This window comes from Legionella quinlivanii, assembly GCF_003265995.1.
In the GTDB taxonomy this organism is placed as follows: Bacteria; Pseudomonadota; Gammaproteobacteria; order Legionellales; family Legionellaceae; genus Legionella_C; species Legionella_C quinlivanii_A.
Genome location: NZ_MVJN01000005.1, coordinates 190,265 through 206,459, shown reverse-complemented (window position 1 = coordinate 206,459; position 16,195 = coordinate 190,265). Strand labels below are relative to the sequence as shown.

Here is a 16,195-nt window from a genome sequence, read left to right as displayed (position 1 = left end):
ATTAATATTTCCTTAATCTATATTGATTAGAATGGAATCATACAGGTAAGAGGAGAGGTGTCATGGCCATAGCGACGACATCGACATTTTTTAGACAAGCCCCAGGTATCACTTCACTTGTCCGGCCTGTCATCCAATCCGCTGACAAGCAGCAGGCAGGATATATTTATGTTGGTGAAGAGAACGATTGTTTCTTTCGTTCTGCAGCGGCCGCAATTATCAGCAAAGCTTTGGATAATCCAGCAAAGCATGAGGGACTGATTCAGCAGATCCTCGAATACCATAAACCTCTTTTTCCGAAGCCCCAGCAGCTTGAACGAGCTGATTCTTATGTGAAACGTTTAAGACAGCTAATGGCACAACAGCCCATCACTCAGTTTGTGAGAGATTTGGGCTTTACCCTTCGCCAGATCACTGTCGATGAGTTGGTTTCTGACCCGGTTGCTTATCAGGATGCGTTTTCTGAACCGCTTTCATCGGTGGCAGAAATGAGGCAGTCTGACACCCGAATCAATGATAATGTGGTAAGGGATGCCTTGGCAAAACGTTTAAGTTTATCCATTAAGATACTTGAAGTGGAGCCAGGTAAAGAATTTCATGCTACTCATCATTCTTCACCACCGGAAGGCGTGACGCCTGCTGCGAAACTTAAACTGCAAGTCGAGGACAAGCTTTATCGACCACATGTAGCCAATATTGCCGTTTTTGAAAAGTATAATGCTGCTATGGCCTTGCCAGAGTTGCCTGAAGTAAGCCGAGCCAATGAGCCCAGTATGGACGAACTGAAGGCTCAAATTAAAGAAAGCCGACAATTATTGCGGCAAGATTATTTACGCCGCGCTAAAAATCTGGAAGTGCAATATAACGCAAAAGGCTTTGATAAGACGGGACTCAGGGAAACATTGCTTGAGGAATGGAAATATAGCTTTAATTATCATTTGCGTGTTCCCTATGCGGGTATTGAACATGGTGTTCAGAAATTTTTTCGCAGGAACATTGGGCTTGCCAACAAGCATGAAGCAATCAATAGTAAGCCGCAGAGAGATTACCAGGAGCATACAGCTCTGGATTTCATCCATGCTATCGCTCAGGGATTATCCCTTGGAATTTTTAATGAAGACAGGGTATTTGCTAATTTGGAGAAGTACTCTTCAAAAAATAAGAAGCAAGAGCCATCTCCTGGAATGAGAATGCGTTAATTTTTAAGAGATCCTCTCTCCCCTCGGGGGAGAGAGTTAGAGAGAGGGTTTAAAATCAACCCTCACCCTAGCCCTCTCCCAAACTTGGGAAAGGGGATTTTCTCTTATGTTTACACCCACGCCGGCTCAGGAATAACAAAAAAATTTATTAACTTAATGGCAGTGTCTCTAACTCTCTCCCCTGAGGGGCGAGAGGATCGCTATGGATTCAAATATCCCTGTTGCCGCATCCAATCGTCACTGACAAATTTACTCATGTAGTTGCGAATTGAATCAGGGAGGATGACCAGGCATTTGTCCCCATTTTTTAAGGATTTAGCTGCCTGCAGCGCTGCCCAGGCGGCGCCTCCGCTGGAGCCTCCTACCAATAAGCCTTCTTCGCGAATTAAACGTCTTGCTGTATTAAAAGAGTCTGCATCATTGATTTTGACATAACGGTCGATGAGCTGGTTATTCAGAACATCGGGGAAGAAATCATAGCCAATGCCTTCCACGTCATAGGGTTTAATTTCATCTCCGCCGCCCAGAATAGAGCCAATCGGGTCAACGCCGATTATCTGGATTTCAGGATTATATTCTTTCAGACGTCTGGCAATTCCGCTAATCGTCCCACCGGTGCCAACGCCTGCCACGACCATTGTCAGGCTTTTGCCGAAATCCTCAATGATTTCTTCCGCTGTTCCATGGTAATGGGCATTGGGGTTATTGGGATTGGCGTATTGGTCGAGAATATGCGAATTGGGTATCTCTTTCTGCAGCCGGCTGGCCAGCGAAATATGGCTTTCAGGCGCATTCCAGGCGGCTTCAGTCGGGGTTCTGTAGATTACAGCCCCTAAACGCTCCAGAGCCACTTGTTTTTCCTGGCTCATTTTATCCGGCATGGTAATAATGACTTTATAACCCAGCACAGCTCCTGCCAGCGCAATGCCAATTCCGGTATTGCCTGAGGTGGGTTCGATCAGCGTATCACCCGGTTTGATACGGCCTTCCTCCTCTGCTTTTTTCACCATTTCATAGCCAATACGGTCCTTAACTGAACCCCCTGGATTGAAAAATTCACATTTGGCATACAGCTCACAATCGAGTTCTTTTCCCAGTTTATTTAACCGCACAACCGGAGTATGGCCTATCGTTTCCAGAATATTTGAATAAATCATGAATAACTCAAGATTAAAGAAGGAGGGTGCTCTACTTTAACAAGTAATTTTATCAGGAACAATTGCTAAAATGATTAGCCCAATTCCAGGGCCACAACCTAAATTCAAGCATATTGATTTTACAAGTTAAAATACAAGAGCTAGAATTTCAACTTGTATGGAATTAACTAACCGCAAGGAAGAATAACCATGAAAAGAAAAATCGCTTGGGTTATATTGGCCGCCCCTTTGGTATTAACTGGCTGTGAGCAAATGGACTCCTTATTTGGAGGATCTGATCACAATGAGCCTTACTATCATGGTAAACGCTCTTCTTCTGCCAGCACAGAAAAGAAAAATACCAGCTCTCACCAATCGAACTCATCCAACAACAGTTCCTATAGCAGCTCCTCCTCCAGCTCTTCGTCATCCTCTGGACAATCAGGGAATGCTGCACAAAGCGTCACTTCAGTAAGCGATAGCCCTGCTGATATCAGTAATGCGGCAACCACTCCCAAACCTGTGCCAAGCGGAGCTGTACCGAATACCAGTCCGATGGTAGGTCAATAATCTGTTAACAAGGAAAATGGCATGACGACTGTTGCTGATGTGTTTATCGATACCCTGGAAGAAGCCGGTGTTAAGCGTATTTATGGGATTGTAGGCGATTCCCTCAATGGTTTGACCAATGCTTTGCAAAAAAGGAAAACCATTTCCTGGGTTCATACAAGGCATGAAGAGGTCGCTGCTTTCGCAGCAGGTGCCGAGGCTCAGCTCACCGGCGAGTTAAGCGTTTGCGCGGGAAGCTGCGGCCCTGGTAACGTTCACCTCATCAATGGACTGTATGACTGTCAGCGCAGTAACGCGCCGGTATTGGCAATCGCGGCGCATATTCCCTCACCTGAAATTGGAGGGGATTATTTTCAGGAAACGCATCCCGCGATCCTGTTTAAGGAATGCAGTGTGTATTGCGAGATCATCTCTTCTCTGGAGCAGATGCCGCGCATTTTGAAAATTGCCATGCAAACAGCAATTGCAAAGCGTGGGGTTGCGGTGATCGTCATTTCCGGGGATTTCGCTATGCAGGAAATTCGTACCCGGCACTCACCTGCCTGGATTCCAGCACCAAAACCCGTGGTTTTACCGGATAATGCGCTGCTTAAGCAATTGGCTAAAGAATTAAATGATGCCCAGCGAGTCACCATTTTTTGCGGGATTGGCGCAGCAGGCGCGCATCAGCCATTGATGACTCTATGCGACAAGTTAAAATCCCCGGTGGTCCATACGCTGCGCGGCAAAACCTTCATTGAATATGATAATCCCTATGACGTCGGCATGACCGGTTTAATAGGATTTTCCTCAGGCTATTATGCAATGGAGTCCTGCGATGTCTTGTTATTATTGGGAACCAGCTTCCCATACCGTCAGTTCTATCCTGAAAATGCCAGAATTATTCAGATTGATATTGAAGGCAGCCAGTTAGGAAAACGAGCCGACATTGATTTAGGCGTGGTGGGTGATGTGAATGCTACACTGGAAGCATTGCTGCCATTAATAAAGCCTAAGACAGATAGCAGCCATCTTGACAAAGCGGTGGAGCATTATCGTCATGCTCGCAGAGAGCTCGATGATCTGGCGAGCGCTAAGCCTGGTAAGAAACTGATTCATCCCCAATATCTGGCAAAACTAATCAATGAAGAAAGCAGCGATGATGCGATCTTCACCTGTGATGTAGGAACTCCAACGGTATGGGCTGCCCGTTATCTGATGATGAATGGCAAACGGCGTCTGCTGGGCTCTTTCAATCATGGCTCAATGGCAAACGCCCTGGCGCAGGCTATTGGCGCGCAGGCCTGTTATCCCGAGCGCCAAGTCGTTGCTCTGTGTGGCGATGGCGGGTTCAGTATGCTGATGGGCGACATTCTGACTCTTGTTCAGCAGCAATTACCGGTTAAAATGGTGATTTTTAATAATGGTACTCTGGGCTTTGTCGAAATGGAAATGCATGTCGGTGGAATGCTTGAGTATGGCACTGAGCTGCATAATCCCAATTTTGCCCAAATGGTTGAAGGGGCCGGGATTCATAGCCTGCGAGTCGAAGACCCTGCTGATTTGCGGGATGCCTTGCGGGCTGCATTCAAACATCAGGGGCCGGCACTGGTTGATGTGCGAGTGAATCGCAATGAGCTGGTTATGCCGCCTGCAATCAATATTGCCCAGGTTAAAGGATTTAGCCTCTATATGATGAAGGCCATTATTAATGGTCAGGGCACAGAGATTTTAAATCTGGTTAAAAATAATTTATGGCGGTAGGATTTTTATGGAATCATTAAAGCAACAGGCTGCGAAAGCTGCCCTGGATTTCATCGACGATGATATGATTGTCGGTGTCGGAACGGGTTCAACGGTTAATTTTTTTATTGAGCAGCTTGCTGTCATTAAACATCGTATTGATGCCTGTGTGGCCAGCTCTTTGGGCACACAACAACGTCTTCGGGCATTGGGAATTCCTGTAGTCGATCTCAATGTGGCCGGCGAGGTGGCTATCTACATTGATGGCGCTGATGAGGTCACGGTCGCTCACCAGATGATCAAAGGTGGAGGGGGAGCCTTAACCCGGGAAAAAATTCTGGCGGCTGCATCCAGACAGTTTATCTGTATTGTGGATGAGTCTAAACTGGTAAATCGTCTGGGTGCGTTTCCTGTGGCGGTAGAAGTGATTCCAATGGCCCGAAGCATGGTAGCACGAGAATTAGTCAAGTTAGGCGGTGACCCTGAGTATCGGGAAGGTTTTGTGACTGATAACGGAAATATTATTCTCGATGTCTATAACTTTGAGATTGAAGATGCGATGGCACTGGAACAAGCGATCAAATTGTTACCTGGGGTAGTTGAAAATGGGCTTTTCGCAAGAGAGCTGGCTGACAAGGTCATTGTGGCTGGAAAGCAGGGGATCCGTGTGGTGTAATGAATGAGTCCTGGTATCAATTGGAAGAGGGAAAGCTGACTCTTTTTCTTTATATTCAACCCGGCGCTAAAAAAAGTGAAGTCTGCGGTTTACATGGCCAAAGTCTGAAAATTAAACTCGCCGCACCCCCTGTTGAGGGCAAGGCCAATAAAGTCTTGATAAAATTTTTGGGCAAATCCCTGAATATCCCGCTCGCGGCGATTTCAATTCGTCATGGGGAGAAATCCAGGATGAAGACGGTGATAATTCAGGGTGGCAGGAAAGAGCATTTGTCATCCCTTGTTGATCAGAAAATTTAAAAAGTCCTCCTCTATAGAAACAACTTGAAAATCTGCTACACTGAAAACTTCCTCGGTTGATAATGGATTATCATGAGACTATTTAATTTTCTGTGTTGTTTATTAATTTCTTCAAGCTGTATTGCAGAAACCAAAGAGGTGGCAATCACCATTGATGATTTGCCTCTGGTCGGTTCCAGTATGAATACCCCGGGCAATCAGCAGCGCTCAACCGAGCGATTCCATCGAATTGTTCAGGCTTTAGTGGATAATAAGGTACCGGCAACCGGATTTATTATCGCGGGTGCTATCGCCAAGGGGCAATGGGAGTTTCTGGAAGAGTTTCGCAATGCCGGTTTTATGTTGGGAAATCACACCTATTCCCATTACAACCTAAATAGCATGAACGCGGACAAGTATATTGCCGATCTGGATAAAGCGGATAAAAAGCTTGAGCCGATTATGACCGAACCCAAATATTTCCGCTATCCTTATCTGGCAATGGGAAATAAGAACTCAAAGCCAAAAGTATTAGCCTATCTTCAGGAACATCATTACACCATTGCCCCGGTCACCATCGATAGCAAAGATTTTCAGTTTAATGAGCAGCTTTACAGAGTGCCTTATCGTATGCGTGAAAGTTATGTGAATAAACTAAAACCGCGCTATCTTGCCTATATCTGGAAACAAACCCTGAGAGCAGAAAAGCAGGCAGAGGGTAAACCGGTTAAACAGATTCTGTTGATTCATGCCAATTTGCTTAACAGTTATGCCTTGCCCGATATCATTAAGATGTACCGTGATAATGGGTATCAGTTTATCAGTTTGACAGACGCACTTAAAAACCCGGCGAACCAGTTAAATTATGGCACCGAAGAGAAAGATAACAGCGATGATGAATTGGAAAAAGAGCTGATGCCCTTTTCTTTGGATTGATTGAATGAATACAGATTCGGATTGCTCAATCCGGATCTGTTTCCTGAGAATTGTTTGGCTGCTTTTTCTGCTCCAGCAACTCATCAAAGAGTTTCTGCTTTTCAGGCGATAAGGATGCCCGTCTTAGCTGCATCATCTCGGCGTAAGTTCCCTGCACGCAATCAGGCGTCAGACGATCAATAATTAAAATGCCATTTAAATGATCAATTTCATGCTGAAGCACTCTGGCATAAAAGCCTTCAGCCATTTGCTCATGTGGCCTGCCCTGTTCATCATAATAAGTGACCCGAATTTTATTAAAACGAGGAACCTTGCCTGCCTTGCTGTTCACTGAATAACAGGCTTCGAAATCAGCGGTCTTCTCATCACCCACTGCCTGATAATCAGGATTAATCATAATATGCATGGGATAAGTGACGACATTGTCACGCAATAGAGCAGCACTTTCCGGAATATACAGAGCAATAATCTGTCGCGCATGATTGACCTGCGGTGCCGCCAAACCAACCCCTCCAAGGCTGTATAGCTTCGATTTCATCGCAGCAATCAGATTAATATCCTCATCAGATAAGGGAAAACTAACCGCCTTGGCGCGAGTGCCAAGCACAGGCTTATAAGCCTCGTCTTCAATATGAACAATAGTTAAGGCCTGGGTGGAAATGCTGGTCATAAGGGCTCCAAAGAAAAAGATGGCTTTAATCAATAAGGACATGACTGGGCTTTGATTCCATTTTAGACTGACTATCATAGCATTATTTTCTCAATGAGCTACTTTCTTTACTGTATTCTTAATCCGGAGGTGTGCATCCCAAAGCACTTGTCTCTGGAATGCATTTTGAAAAAGCTAACGGCAGCGTGTTATGTTAGCGGGTTGATGAGTGGCGGTGCATTTACTGGATCATCAACTACGGGGGCCTGCTGCTGCTTTTTGTTGAATAAGCCATGAGGATTCTGACCATAACCATTGGGGTTGTCCATTTTGGAAAATGGGGTATGGGCTGCGGAATGCAGTTGATCATACTTTCTAAGATGCGCCGGTTTATAAAGGTGCAGGGCTTCAAGCAGATCGAAAAAGCATCGTTTCACCCAAGCCAGGCTAAACATATCCAAATGTTGTCTGGCTGTAATGATGGTTTTAAAAACAGGACTTTCCACGTCTGATTTTAAATTCTCCAGGCGTTCGGAGATGGGTATTGAGGTGTCATCGGCAATGGTTTCCAGCTTTTTAATTTCAATCTGCTTGGCAGTCAGGGTTTTCTGGCTTTCATATAAAGATTTCTGTTTTTGCAATGCGTCACTGGCATGATCAAAATAGAGTTTAAATGCATTAATTGCAGCTTTCACCTTGTCCAGTTGCTGGTATTCAGCAAAATGTTCGGTTTGAAACTGACGGGCTTTATTCATTAGCTCTTTACGGATTTTCCTTTTAATATCCTGTTCATTCAAAGCCCGCTCAACAAAATCATTTTTGAACGACATCAAGTGCTCTTTCAGCTTCGCCTTATATTCCTGATCAACCATATGCAGGCCCACTTGCCTGTTAATGATCAGTTCCACCCGCTTATCAAAGGTGTTTTCCGTATATTGTCGTCTGAAATTGCTGTTTTCCTGAACCTGTGAGGTTTGCAGCTGTTCAAGATAAGCTATTTTCTCTTCTGCAGACTTGATTGCCAATTCAGCTGTGGAGAGATTTCCAAGGTAATAACTGTAGGTGCTGCGTACTCGCTCCCTGATATTCGCGAGTTTTACTGCGGTTTTAAGTTCAGAGTTATGAATTAACTGATCAATCAGTTTGTTTTCAGCACTGATTTCTTTAGGTAAGGGCAACTGCTTATGATGTTCTTCCAATAAAGGATAAGCCTCTGCATACGACTGCAAGACACTGGTTTTTGCTTTCTCAATTCCTTTGTTAATTTTATCCAGTGCCGGATTTTCTTCAGTCTCATCCTTAGCGTCTTTATTCTGAGATTGAATAAAGTTCAATTGATTGACCAGATTCAGATAATGATCCATAGCGCCCATCAGCGTCGTGAGCGGCTTCATTTTGCTTTTGATTGGCTCTATCTGGTTTTCCGCTTCATCCAGTCTTAGGTACGCCGCGTCTTTTCGTTGGACAATGGGCGAAAAATTATGAACCAGACGCATGTGTTTTTCTGACACAAGCTCCAATGGCTCAAGCATTCCCTTGTAAAGCTCATCGAGAATTACTTTCATCGGGCCTGTCAGCGTGCCCGGAGCCAGGTTGAGTTTGTCTTCCCATTTATCGGTTTCCAGAAGAATTTTGGCGAAGATGACCGTATTGATTTCTTCAAGATGATCAATAGTAAAGTTATTGGTGGTCTGAGTAAATTCGGCAAGCCTGACACGCAGTTCCTGAAAGAGCCGGTACATAACCGGTGTTTCCAGCAATAGCCTGAAATAAGAGTCGGAGTTGGCAATAATTCGCTCAATATGGACAACAACTTTCTTAGTGTTGGTTTGTATGCTTAAAAGCTGGGCCTCAGAAAGATTCGGTTGACCTTCCAGTGCCGACTTAATTTGCGCAGGGACCATGAAAAAGGCCTGCAGTGTGTACCAAATCGCGTTGTAACGTACTTCTCCGGGGACTTCTTCTGGGTCGACGTTACTAGCATCTGACAGATAAGGTTCGCTTTGCTCCATCACCACGCGTTTCATATCCTGGGCTTTGGCGAGCAATTCATTGGCCAGCATGGAAAGATGAGGATCTGCTGCCAAGGCTTTGCACAACTCTAAAAGCTCGGAGACATGCCCATAAGCCTGTAAAAGATAGAAAACATACAATAACTTTGTGCTGCTGTTATCCAGTCTCTGTAATTGCTTAATAATTTGTTCTACATGATATAAGGCATTAAACAATTGTTTGATATGAAGAACCTGATGGCTTTGCGCCAGTACTTTGTGTGGATCTTCCAACTCCGGGAAGGGCAGCTTATTGCGTTCCTGAGTACCAAGATGCAATTCTGTTTTCACAGAAATATTTAAAAATTGCGTCAACTTCATTAGAGATTCGCGGAAATCACCAATTTTTTGCGCATAGTAATCATGTTTAAACACGTAGCTTGACCGGTTGCCATAAACCAGATTAGGCAGCACTTTAGCGGGCGCATGACCACGGCTGGCGATAACCGCCATGATTTTTGAAGAAAGGGTTCTTAACTCGTCATGGAGGAAAGGACTGGCTAACGCTTCTGCAAAATCGGAACGAACTTCAGTCTGAATGTCTGTTCTCAGCTTTAATTCAGCAATCGGAGCGCCCGCCGGATAACTGATTTTGTCGTCCAGCCTTTCCTCAAGCTTGTTATTGCTTAATTGCTGATATTGCCGCGATTTGCCATCGCAGATTTCATCCAGGCTGGCGAGTACCTTTTTGAACCAGGCTGCGTTGTTTGAAAAGTCGTTTGTCCTTACTTTTATGCTGAACTCATGCTCCGATTCAGGATTCAGATTCTCAATAATGGCCGCATCCAGTTTTTTCATATTTTCCACGCTGGATTTTGCTGCCGTGGCTGCTAGAAAGTAAGGGCGGAATTGATAATAATAGCGGCGAGCATTAAGTTTTTCTTCTGCGGACATATCGCAGACAAACTCCGTTTTTGCTCCTTGCAGGATATTGGTGAACTGTTCAAAATACAGTTCGGCTTTCTGCAGATCGTTTTTTCGGAGTGAGTAGTAAGCGTGCAGGGCCTCTGCTTGCTCGAAGGATAAATTCTCCAGTTTGCCAATCTGTTTACCATAATCCATCGCCTGGATATCTGCCTCGCTGCTTGCCTGAGGGGATAAATGAATCGCCTTCGCTTCATTAAACAGAACCAAATCCTGTTCAATGCTGACAGGATGCAGGAAAATTTCAGCTTTACCGACGAGCTCTTCCTCCAGGGCCCGGTTTTGATCCATCATATGCTGCTGTGAGGCATTGTCTCTGGCGATACCTTTACCAATGATCTCTTTGTTACTCCGTACATTGGCAATCCAATCCATATTCTGATAATTGTGAACATAGCGGTCATAAAGGGCTTTGAAACCATACAAGGCGGCGCGGCCTTCACCATTAAGTCCATTAACGATCGCATCTTCCAGTTCGGGAGCGGCTTCGAGCACATAGCTTCGGAAGTATACGAAATGCTGTTTTAATATGAGTTTGGTCGGGGAGGGCAGGTCAATTAAGCGTTTACCCTGCAACTCCTCGTCTTCGATAATCTGATAAAAGGCTTCAAATGCGGCTTGTGCACGCTCTATTTTGTTTAAGTTTTGCTGAGCTATTTGCTGACGTTCTCTCGGGCCCTGACTTCGCTTATTAAAGGCAGCTGCGGACCCCTCGAGTAATTCAGGACTGTCAGCAACCACTGGCAAGAACTTCTCAGTTTCTTTAACAAGCCCAAGGTACAGGGATTCTAAACTTTCCTCCAGTCGATTGCCTAATTTGCCATGAACCAATTGGGCTTTAAGCTCAATCTGATCGGCAATACCCAGCAACTGAGGAATAATCTCCTCTTTCATTACCAACAGTTTATGACGGATAAACTGAGGGTTTGAAGCCCCATTTTGCAATAACTCTCGAAGGGTATAAAAAGACTGGCGAGTTAACTTATAAGCCAGTTTAGATGCCGCATCTTTTAGTTCTCTGGGAACCGCGTAGCTGTCCCATTCCTGTTTAGCTTTTTGAAGTATTGAAAAAGCCTGTTCCAATTGGCTGAGTGTGGATGGGGTTACTGCCAGGGTTTTGATGTTTTCAAAATCCAGGAAAGGAATATGCTCAGAAACCGGGCTGCTTAAATCAGGTAAATCATTTTCGCTGAGAATATCGCTAATCGATTCACCCGCAGCAGTAACAACCGAATAAGCAAGACCTTTATCAGTCACTTCGTAATAGATAGCCTGGTTTCCTGCATGACCATAATTTAAAGGCTCAGCTGGAATAGCGGCCAAAGCATTGGATAGCGGTTGATCAAGTGGTTTAAGCGTTAACTCGGGAGCAGAAAGACCTGCGCCTAAGTCAAGGTTTGCCGCTAAAGCGTCTGCCAGTTTATCAAAGCCGAGATTACGGTAAGTCAGTTGCTGCTGCAGGCAAAGGGTCTCGGTTTTTCGTAAAGTCTGCTGAAATGCGGCGCTTGAGTCTTTGAAAAAGTCTGTACTAATGCTGTTTGGATCAGGTTTGTGATTCAATAAGCCCGTATTTAAATTATCTACAATATCCTGGTCCAGACGTTCAAACAATTGTCTTGGCAAGGCCTCTGCCATGAACACCATAAAATAGGGCTGGAATTGGTTATAGTATTGTCTGGCGAGCTGTTTATCTGCTTCAGACAGCTCAAGCAGTGAGGCGGCGGGAGAGGCTTCCAGAAGCTGGATAAAATTTTCAAAGGCCGTAGCCGCCCGTTCTACACGGGTGTGTTCGCTTAAATAATAGGCATATAGTTGCTGAGCCTGGGTTGCCTTAAGCCTGCGAGGGGTCGTAATTTGTCGACAGTAGGCCTCTTTTTTAGGTTTGTAAGCCTGGTATTTTTCTTCTGGAATTCCCAATACTTCCAATTCATTAAAGAGGATAAGATCATTGTTAACTTTTGCCGCAGGATTTAATAAAGTTGTTGTTTGTTTCTCAATGCTCTCAATGAGGTTCAAACCTGCATTGTAATGCTCTGTCTGCCTGTTGGACGCGTCTTGTAATGCCTTGGCAAGATTTTCTTTATTGGCTAATACATGAACAATCCAATCATTGGTCTGATTACCATGCACATGATAATCCCAGTGCTTCATCACGCCATAAAAAACAGAGCGGCCTTGTGAGTTAAGTCCATTGACAATGCTGGCTTCCAGAGCGGGATTCATCGCTAAAAGAAACGGGCGGAAATAAGCAAATTGTTTTTTCAATAACTCTTTGGTTTCGGCAGACAAATCGATAATTCGTTTGTCTTTAAATTCTTCATCCTCCAGGATTGAGTAAAACTCTTCAAGTGCATCCTGTGCCTGGCCAATCATGTTAGAGTTATAATGGCAGGCCTCGATTCGCTGATAAACAGGCGCAATACGGGCTTTCAACGCTGAAGCCGAAACCACATGCAATGGAGGGTTATTGTCCAGAGCAGGATATCGACCGCTAACAACCGGCATGATTTCATTATGGAAGGCATTCAGATTATCAAGCAGGGGTTTTGTGAAGGTTCGCAGTTCTGCTTTTGCATGAATCTCCAGTTCATCGGTCAAGCTCAATAACTGAGGAATGAGTTCTTCTTGCAGCTGCTGCAATTTTTCTTTAACAGATAAATAGTTTTTATGATAGTCGGCGGCAAGACTTGCTTCGAGTAGCTGTATGTACTGATTACAGATTTTGGCCAATAACTGATTGCATGCCGCTTTTTGCTCTGCGCTGAGCGGGTAAGATTTCAGCTGCTCATCCAGATTAAATAAATGGGTAATCTGCTGTTCAACTCGGCCCTTAACCAGAGGGCCTAATGGAAGTGAGGACAGGGTTTTAAGCTTCAGTCGCTCAAGAATTGCCTTTACTGGCTCAGGCATAGTCAAATTATGGGTGTAACCATGGCGCTGGTTATCAAAATACAGTTTGAGTGCCTCAGTTAAACTGTTTGCCTGGATCGTTATAACAAGAGAATATTGCGCTTCATCGACTATTTCTTTATTTCGTTTTGCATGAGTCAGTCCGGCATATGACTGCGCCCGTTTTCTGCAAACGGATGCTGCGTCAGCAAAGCAGATATGCATATCCGATTCATGTTGCTGCAAAAACTCAAAACCTGAGTCGGGAATTGTCAGCTCATCGGAGTTCAGCCAGTCAATGTTTTCCTTGTCTATAAATTGAATTCTTGGATCTGAGAAAGCGACGCAGAAATAAGGCTGAAAAATGTTGTACCAGTTCCTCAGTTCAGTTTTGGCTTCTACTAAAGCGGACTTCTCTTCCTCATTATTGCCTGGCAGGGTGCTATAGCGGACCAGTGAAAGCATAAAGTTTTTATAGGCGGCATTCGCACTCAGCAATCTGTCTTCTATCCCCGCGTAGTATGTCATCAGCGAAAGACACTGTTTTGCATTCAGATTCTCAGGCTTTGATATGACCGTGCCCCATTTATCATCCGTCTTTATCCCATACGCAGGGGCTGCTTCCTTGCTGATATCCAGCGCTTTTTGTTCATCGAAACTCAATACCTGGCGGCTCGGGTCAAAGGGGTAGAGTCTCAAATCAGCTTTAGTATAAATGGACTCGATCAGAGCGATATTGGAGTGGAGGTGGAAATTCTGTGTATTTAATTCTCGCTCAATTAAACTGCCAATGTTGCCTGCATGGTTGAACAGATTCGCAATCCAGTCGACGCCTTCATATTTTTTCCACCAGCCATCGTAGTATTCTTTAATTGTCTGAAATGTGCTGGTGTCGCCCCCATTCAGTCCATAGACAATCGCGTTAGCCAAATTGACATCGTATTGCTCGACAGAATGCCTGAAACGCATAAAATAGCTGGTCAGAAGCTCTCTCACGGGCAGAGGCAGGTCCATTATGCGTATGCCTCGATATTGAGGAGACTGAATGATCCCGTAAAATTTCAGAAACGCTTCCTTCGCATCCTGAGCGGCATACAGTTTTTGTCGGCTATGATCTATTCGTGCTCTCGTTCCCTGAATTCGTAATTCGAGAAGCTTGCTGTCTTCTACAGTAGATAGTTCCGGCGCCTGTTCTGAAAATTTAACGAGCTTGCCAGTGTGTTCAATAATAGCGCTGTAAAGTGCCTTGATTTGCGTGTTTATGGGATCAGATAAAGAGCCTGGCTGTAACAGGAACTGATCTTCTATTTTATCGGCAAGCGCAAAAAGCTGCGGGAGCAGATCATATTTGAGCTTGGATAACTGGGCACAGACTGCTCGCTGAGTGGCCTCATTCATATTCATCGATTGCGCAAGAATACTGGATGTCAAGGTCACGACATTGCGCAGGATTTTAATATAATGAATCACCTGCAAGGGTAAAAAGAGTCGATTATCCTGCAGCAGAGTAATTGAATTAAGCATTGCCAGGGCACTGGCCTGTAACGATTCAATTGCTTTCTTATCAAGGCTTTGCATCTCTTGTAAGGTTTCAATGGCCTTGGGATCCAGAGGAACGCCTTTCTCGATAAGCGCTTGCATCAGTTCCTGAGAATGCGATTTAATCTGTTTGGTAAATTCCTGCAGATATTCAGGCAACTTGGCAGATAAATGGGTCAAAAAGTTGTAGTCGGTTTTTCCGCCTTTGGGTTGCAGCTGATCAACAGCTACTCCGGCAACATAACCGGCAGTATAGGCATGATTTCGGGCAAATTGGCTGGCCTGTTCAAGCAGCTTTACCCCTCTTTCCGGTGAGTCGGCATAGTTTTGAATACCCGAAAGCAGTTGTTCTCCCACTGCGAATTCGCGGGAAAACATTTCTACCAAATCAGAGTCAAGGTGAGTTGCCAGATAGCAGGCCGTATAGGCATGATCAATTGTACTATTCAGCAGTTTTTGAATGTCTAACTGGCGTTGCTCCTGTGCTTCAACTATCTGTTGTCTTTCTTTGGCTATTGAAACGATGCCATCTTTTAGCAGTTGCAGGTTTTCAATTTCATGTTCTTCAAGAGCAAAACAAAGGCGATTAATCTCTTCCTCACTGAAAATTTTACTTAATTCTTCAAGAGGAATTTTATCGACAATTAATCGTTGATTACGGGTGTTGATTACATAGTAAATCAGAGGTAATTCACCGGCTTTGAGTAAATTGCTGCCCAGTTTCTTCTTGAATAGCTCAAGCCTGGAGAAGTCCCCAGCTCGCAATACACTCAGAAATTGGGGAGTTTCTTCTTCGCCGAGCATGGCTTTCAATTCATCAGCGCTGAAATTGCCCTCAAACAGTTGTTTACTAATCGGATGAATAAAGGAATAACGAAGGGTTTTGTTTTCTTCGCCTTCCTCTTTTAAATAAAGCGTATTGGCGCTGAGATCGCCTTCCTGAGGAAATGCTGCAATAGAGAAGCTGTCTAAAGGGTTTCGCAAATAAATTTTGCCTGTGACCGGTTTTTTATTTACGTCTACGATGTCAAGGTGATATACCCCTCTGATATTCAAACTTTCCAAATCAAGGAAAGCCTGTTCTCCGTGGTATAGGGCATTAATCAAATCTTTTATCTGTACCACTTCCCGCGGTTCACTGCTGTAATTCAGAACAGTATGCCCTGCCTTGTGGGTGGCCTGCATAATCAGCGGTAAGTTCGCTTGCAGATTTTCTATAGTCAGAGGATCACTCAGAGTGATTCCCAGGTTCAGTGGATCTAGTCTTGCGCTAACTTTCTGTGCCGGAGGGGCAATTACAGTATACTCAATCTTGCCATCCTGGATGGAGAAATAAATTTTTCCAGGTTCAATTAGCATTTGATTGATATCGGCATCCTGCTCAAGCAAAATCGGTAAATAGGATTTAGGGAAAGGAACGCCCACTGTGTACATGTTCGATAAGTAATGGCTGTTTAAACTCTCATTAAATCGAATGGAAACTTTAGGATTATCACCGGCAGGGAAGTCATAGCCTTCAGCCAGCGTCTTGCAGATGAGTTCTCGCTGGGCACGAAGAAACGCCGCCACTTGCTTCTCTTTAAAAGACTCGAGGGTTTTTAGCTGTTTGTCAGTAAATTCCAAGAC

Annotated in this window: 9 protein-coding genes; 6 read left to right on the top strand and 3 right to left on the bottom strand. The window is 44.5% G+C overall.

What is annotated here, in order from left to right; all coding sequences use genetic code 11:
- Positions 1-62: 62 nt before the first annotated feature.
- The gene (locus B1207_RS07800) at positions 63-1,199 is read left to right on the top strand and encodes a hypothetical protein (protein ID WP_112219425.1); all 1,137 of its coding nucleotides are present in this window, start codon (positions 63-65) and stop codon (positions 1,197-1,199) included.
- A gap of 200 nt (positions 1,200-1,399) precedes the next feature.
- On the opposite strand, the gene B1207_RS07795 is transcribed toward B1207_RS07800, so the two are convergent.
- Complete coding sequence (locus B1207_RS07795; RefSeq protein WP_112219424.1) at positions 1,400-2,356, bottom strand: pyridoxal-phosphate dependent enzyme; 957 nt, start codon at positions 2,354-2,356, stop codon at positions 1,400-1,402.
- A gap of 189 nt (positions 2,357-2,545) precedes the next feature.
- Here B1207_RS07795 and B1207_RS07790 point away from each other — a divergent pair, with 189 nt between their 5' ends.
- The 5 genes from B1207_RS07790 to B1207_RS07770 all read left to right on the top strand — a co-directional run bounded on the left by B1207_RS07790 (position 2,546) and on the right by B1207_RS07770 (position 6,517).
- Positions 2,546-2,905: a hypothetical protein gene (locus tag B1207_RS07790; RefSeq protein WP_112219423.1), complete on the top strand. Its 360-nt coding sequence runs from the start codon at positions 2,546-2,548 to the stop codon at positions 2,903-2,905.
- Positions 2,906-2,926: 21 nt separating this feature from the next.
- Positions 2,927-4,648, top strand: coding sequence for a ubiquinone-dependent pyruvate dehydrogenase (gene poxB / locus B1207_RS07785; protein WP_112219422.1), 1,722 nt, complete (start codon positions 2,927-2,929; stop codon positions 4,646-4,648).
- Positions 4,649-4,655: 7 nt separating this feature from the next.
- Complete coding sequence (gene rpiA, locus B1207_RS07780; RefSeq protein ID WP_112219421.1) at positions 4,656-5,303, top strand: ribose-5-phosphate isomerase RpiA; 648 nt, start codon at positions 4,656-4,658, stop codon at positions 5,301-5,303.
- A complete protein-coding gene (locus B1207_RS07775; RefSeq protein ID WP_112219420.1) occupies positions 5,303-5,602 on the top strand; it encodes a DUF167 domain-containing protein in 300 nt (99 codons plus the stop codon). Before rpiA ends, B1207_RS07775 begins: the two co-directional genes overlap by 1 nt.
- Positions 5,603-5,674: 72 nt before the next feature.
- The gene (locus B1207_RS07770) at positions 5,675-6,517 is read left to right on the top strand and encodes a polysaccharide deacetylase family protein (protein ID WP_058507159.1); all 843 of its coding nucleotides are present in this window, start codon (positions 5,675-5,677) and stop codon (positions 6,515-6,517) included.
- Between the two features lie 25 nt (positions 6,518-6,542).
- Here B1207_RS07770 and B1207_RS07765 read toward each other — a convergent pair whose 3' ends face one another.
- Positions 6,543-7,187 (bottom strand): peptide deformylase, encoded by a 645-nt coding sequence (locus B1207_RS07765; RefSeq protein ID WP_253255812.1) that lies wholly within the window; start codon positions 7,185-7,187, stop codon positions 6,543-6,545.
- A 188-nt stretch (positions 7,188-7,375) separates the two neighbouring features.
- Positions 7,376-16,192 carry a hypothetical protein gene (locus B1207_RS07760; RefSeq protein ID WP_172458201.1) on the bottom strand — a complete coding sequence of 2,939 codons (8,817 nt, stop codon included), beginning with the start codon at positions 16,190-16,192 and terminating at the stop codon, positions 7,376-7,378.
- Positions 16,193-16,195: the final 3 nt, after the last annotated feature.

Coding starts and splice junctions, on each gene's coding strand:
- B1207_RS07795 (WP_112219424.1), bottom strand. CDS start 2,356: ATGATTTATTCAAATATTCTGGAAACGATAGGCCATACTCCGGTTGTG.
- B1207_RS07765 (WP_253255812.1), bottom strand. CDS start 7,187: ATGACCAGCATTTCCACCCAGGCCTTAACTATTGTTCATATTGAAGAC.
- poxB (WP_112219422.1), top strand. CDS start 2,927: ATGACGACTGTTGCTGATGTGTTTATCGATACCCTGGAAGAAGCCGGT.
- B1207_RS07800 (WP_112219425.1), top strand. CDS start 63: ATGGCCATAGCGACGACATCGACATTTTTTAGACAAGCCCCAGGTATC.
- B1207_RS07775 (WP_112219420.1), top strand. CDS start 5,303: ATGAATGAGTCCTGGTATCAATTGGAAGAGGGAAAGCTGACTCTTTTT.
- rpiA (WP_112219421.1), top strand. CDS start 4,656: ATGGAATCATTAAAGCAACAGGCTGCGAAAGCTGCCCTGGATTTCATC.
- B1207_RS07770 (WP_058507159.1), top strand. CDS start 5,675: ATGAGACTATTTAATTTTCTGTGTTGTTTATTAATTTCTTCAAGCTGT.
- B1207_RS07790 (WP_112219423.1), top strand. CDS start 2,546: ATGAAAAGAAAAATCGCTTGGGTTATATTGGCCGCCCCTTTGGTATTA.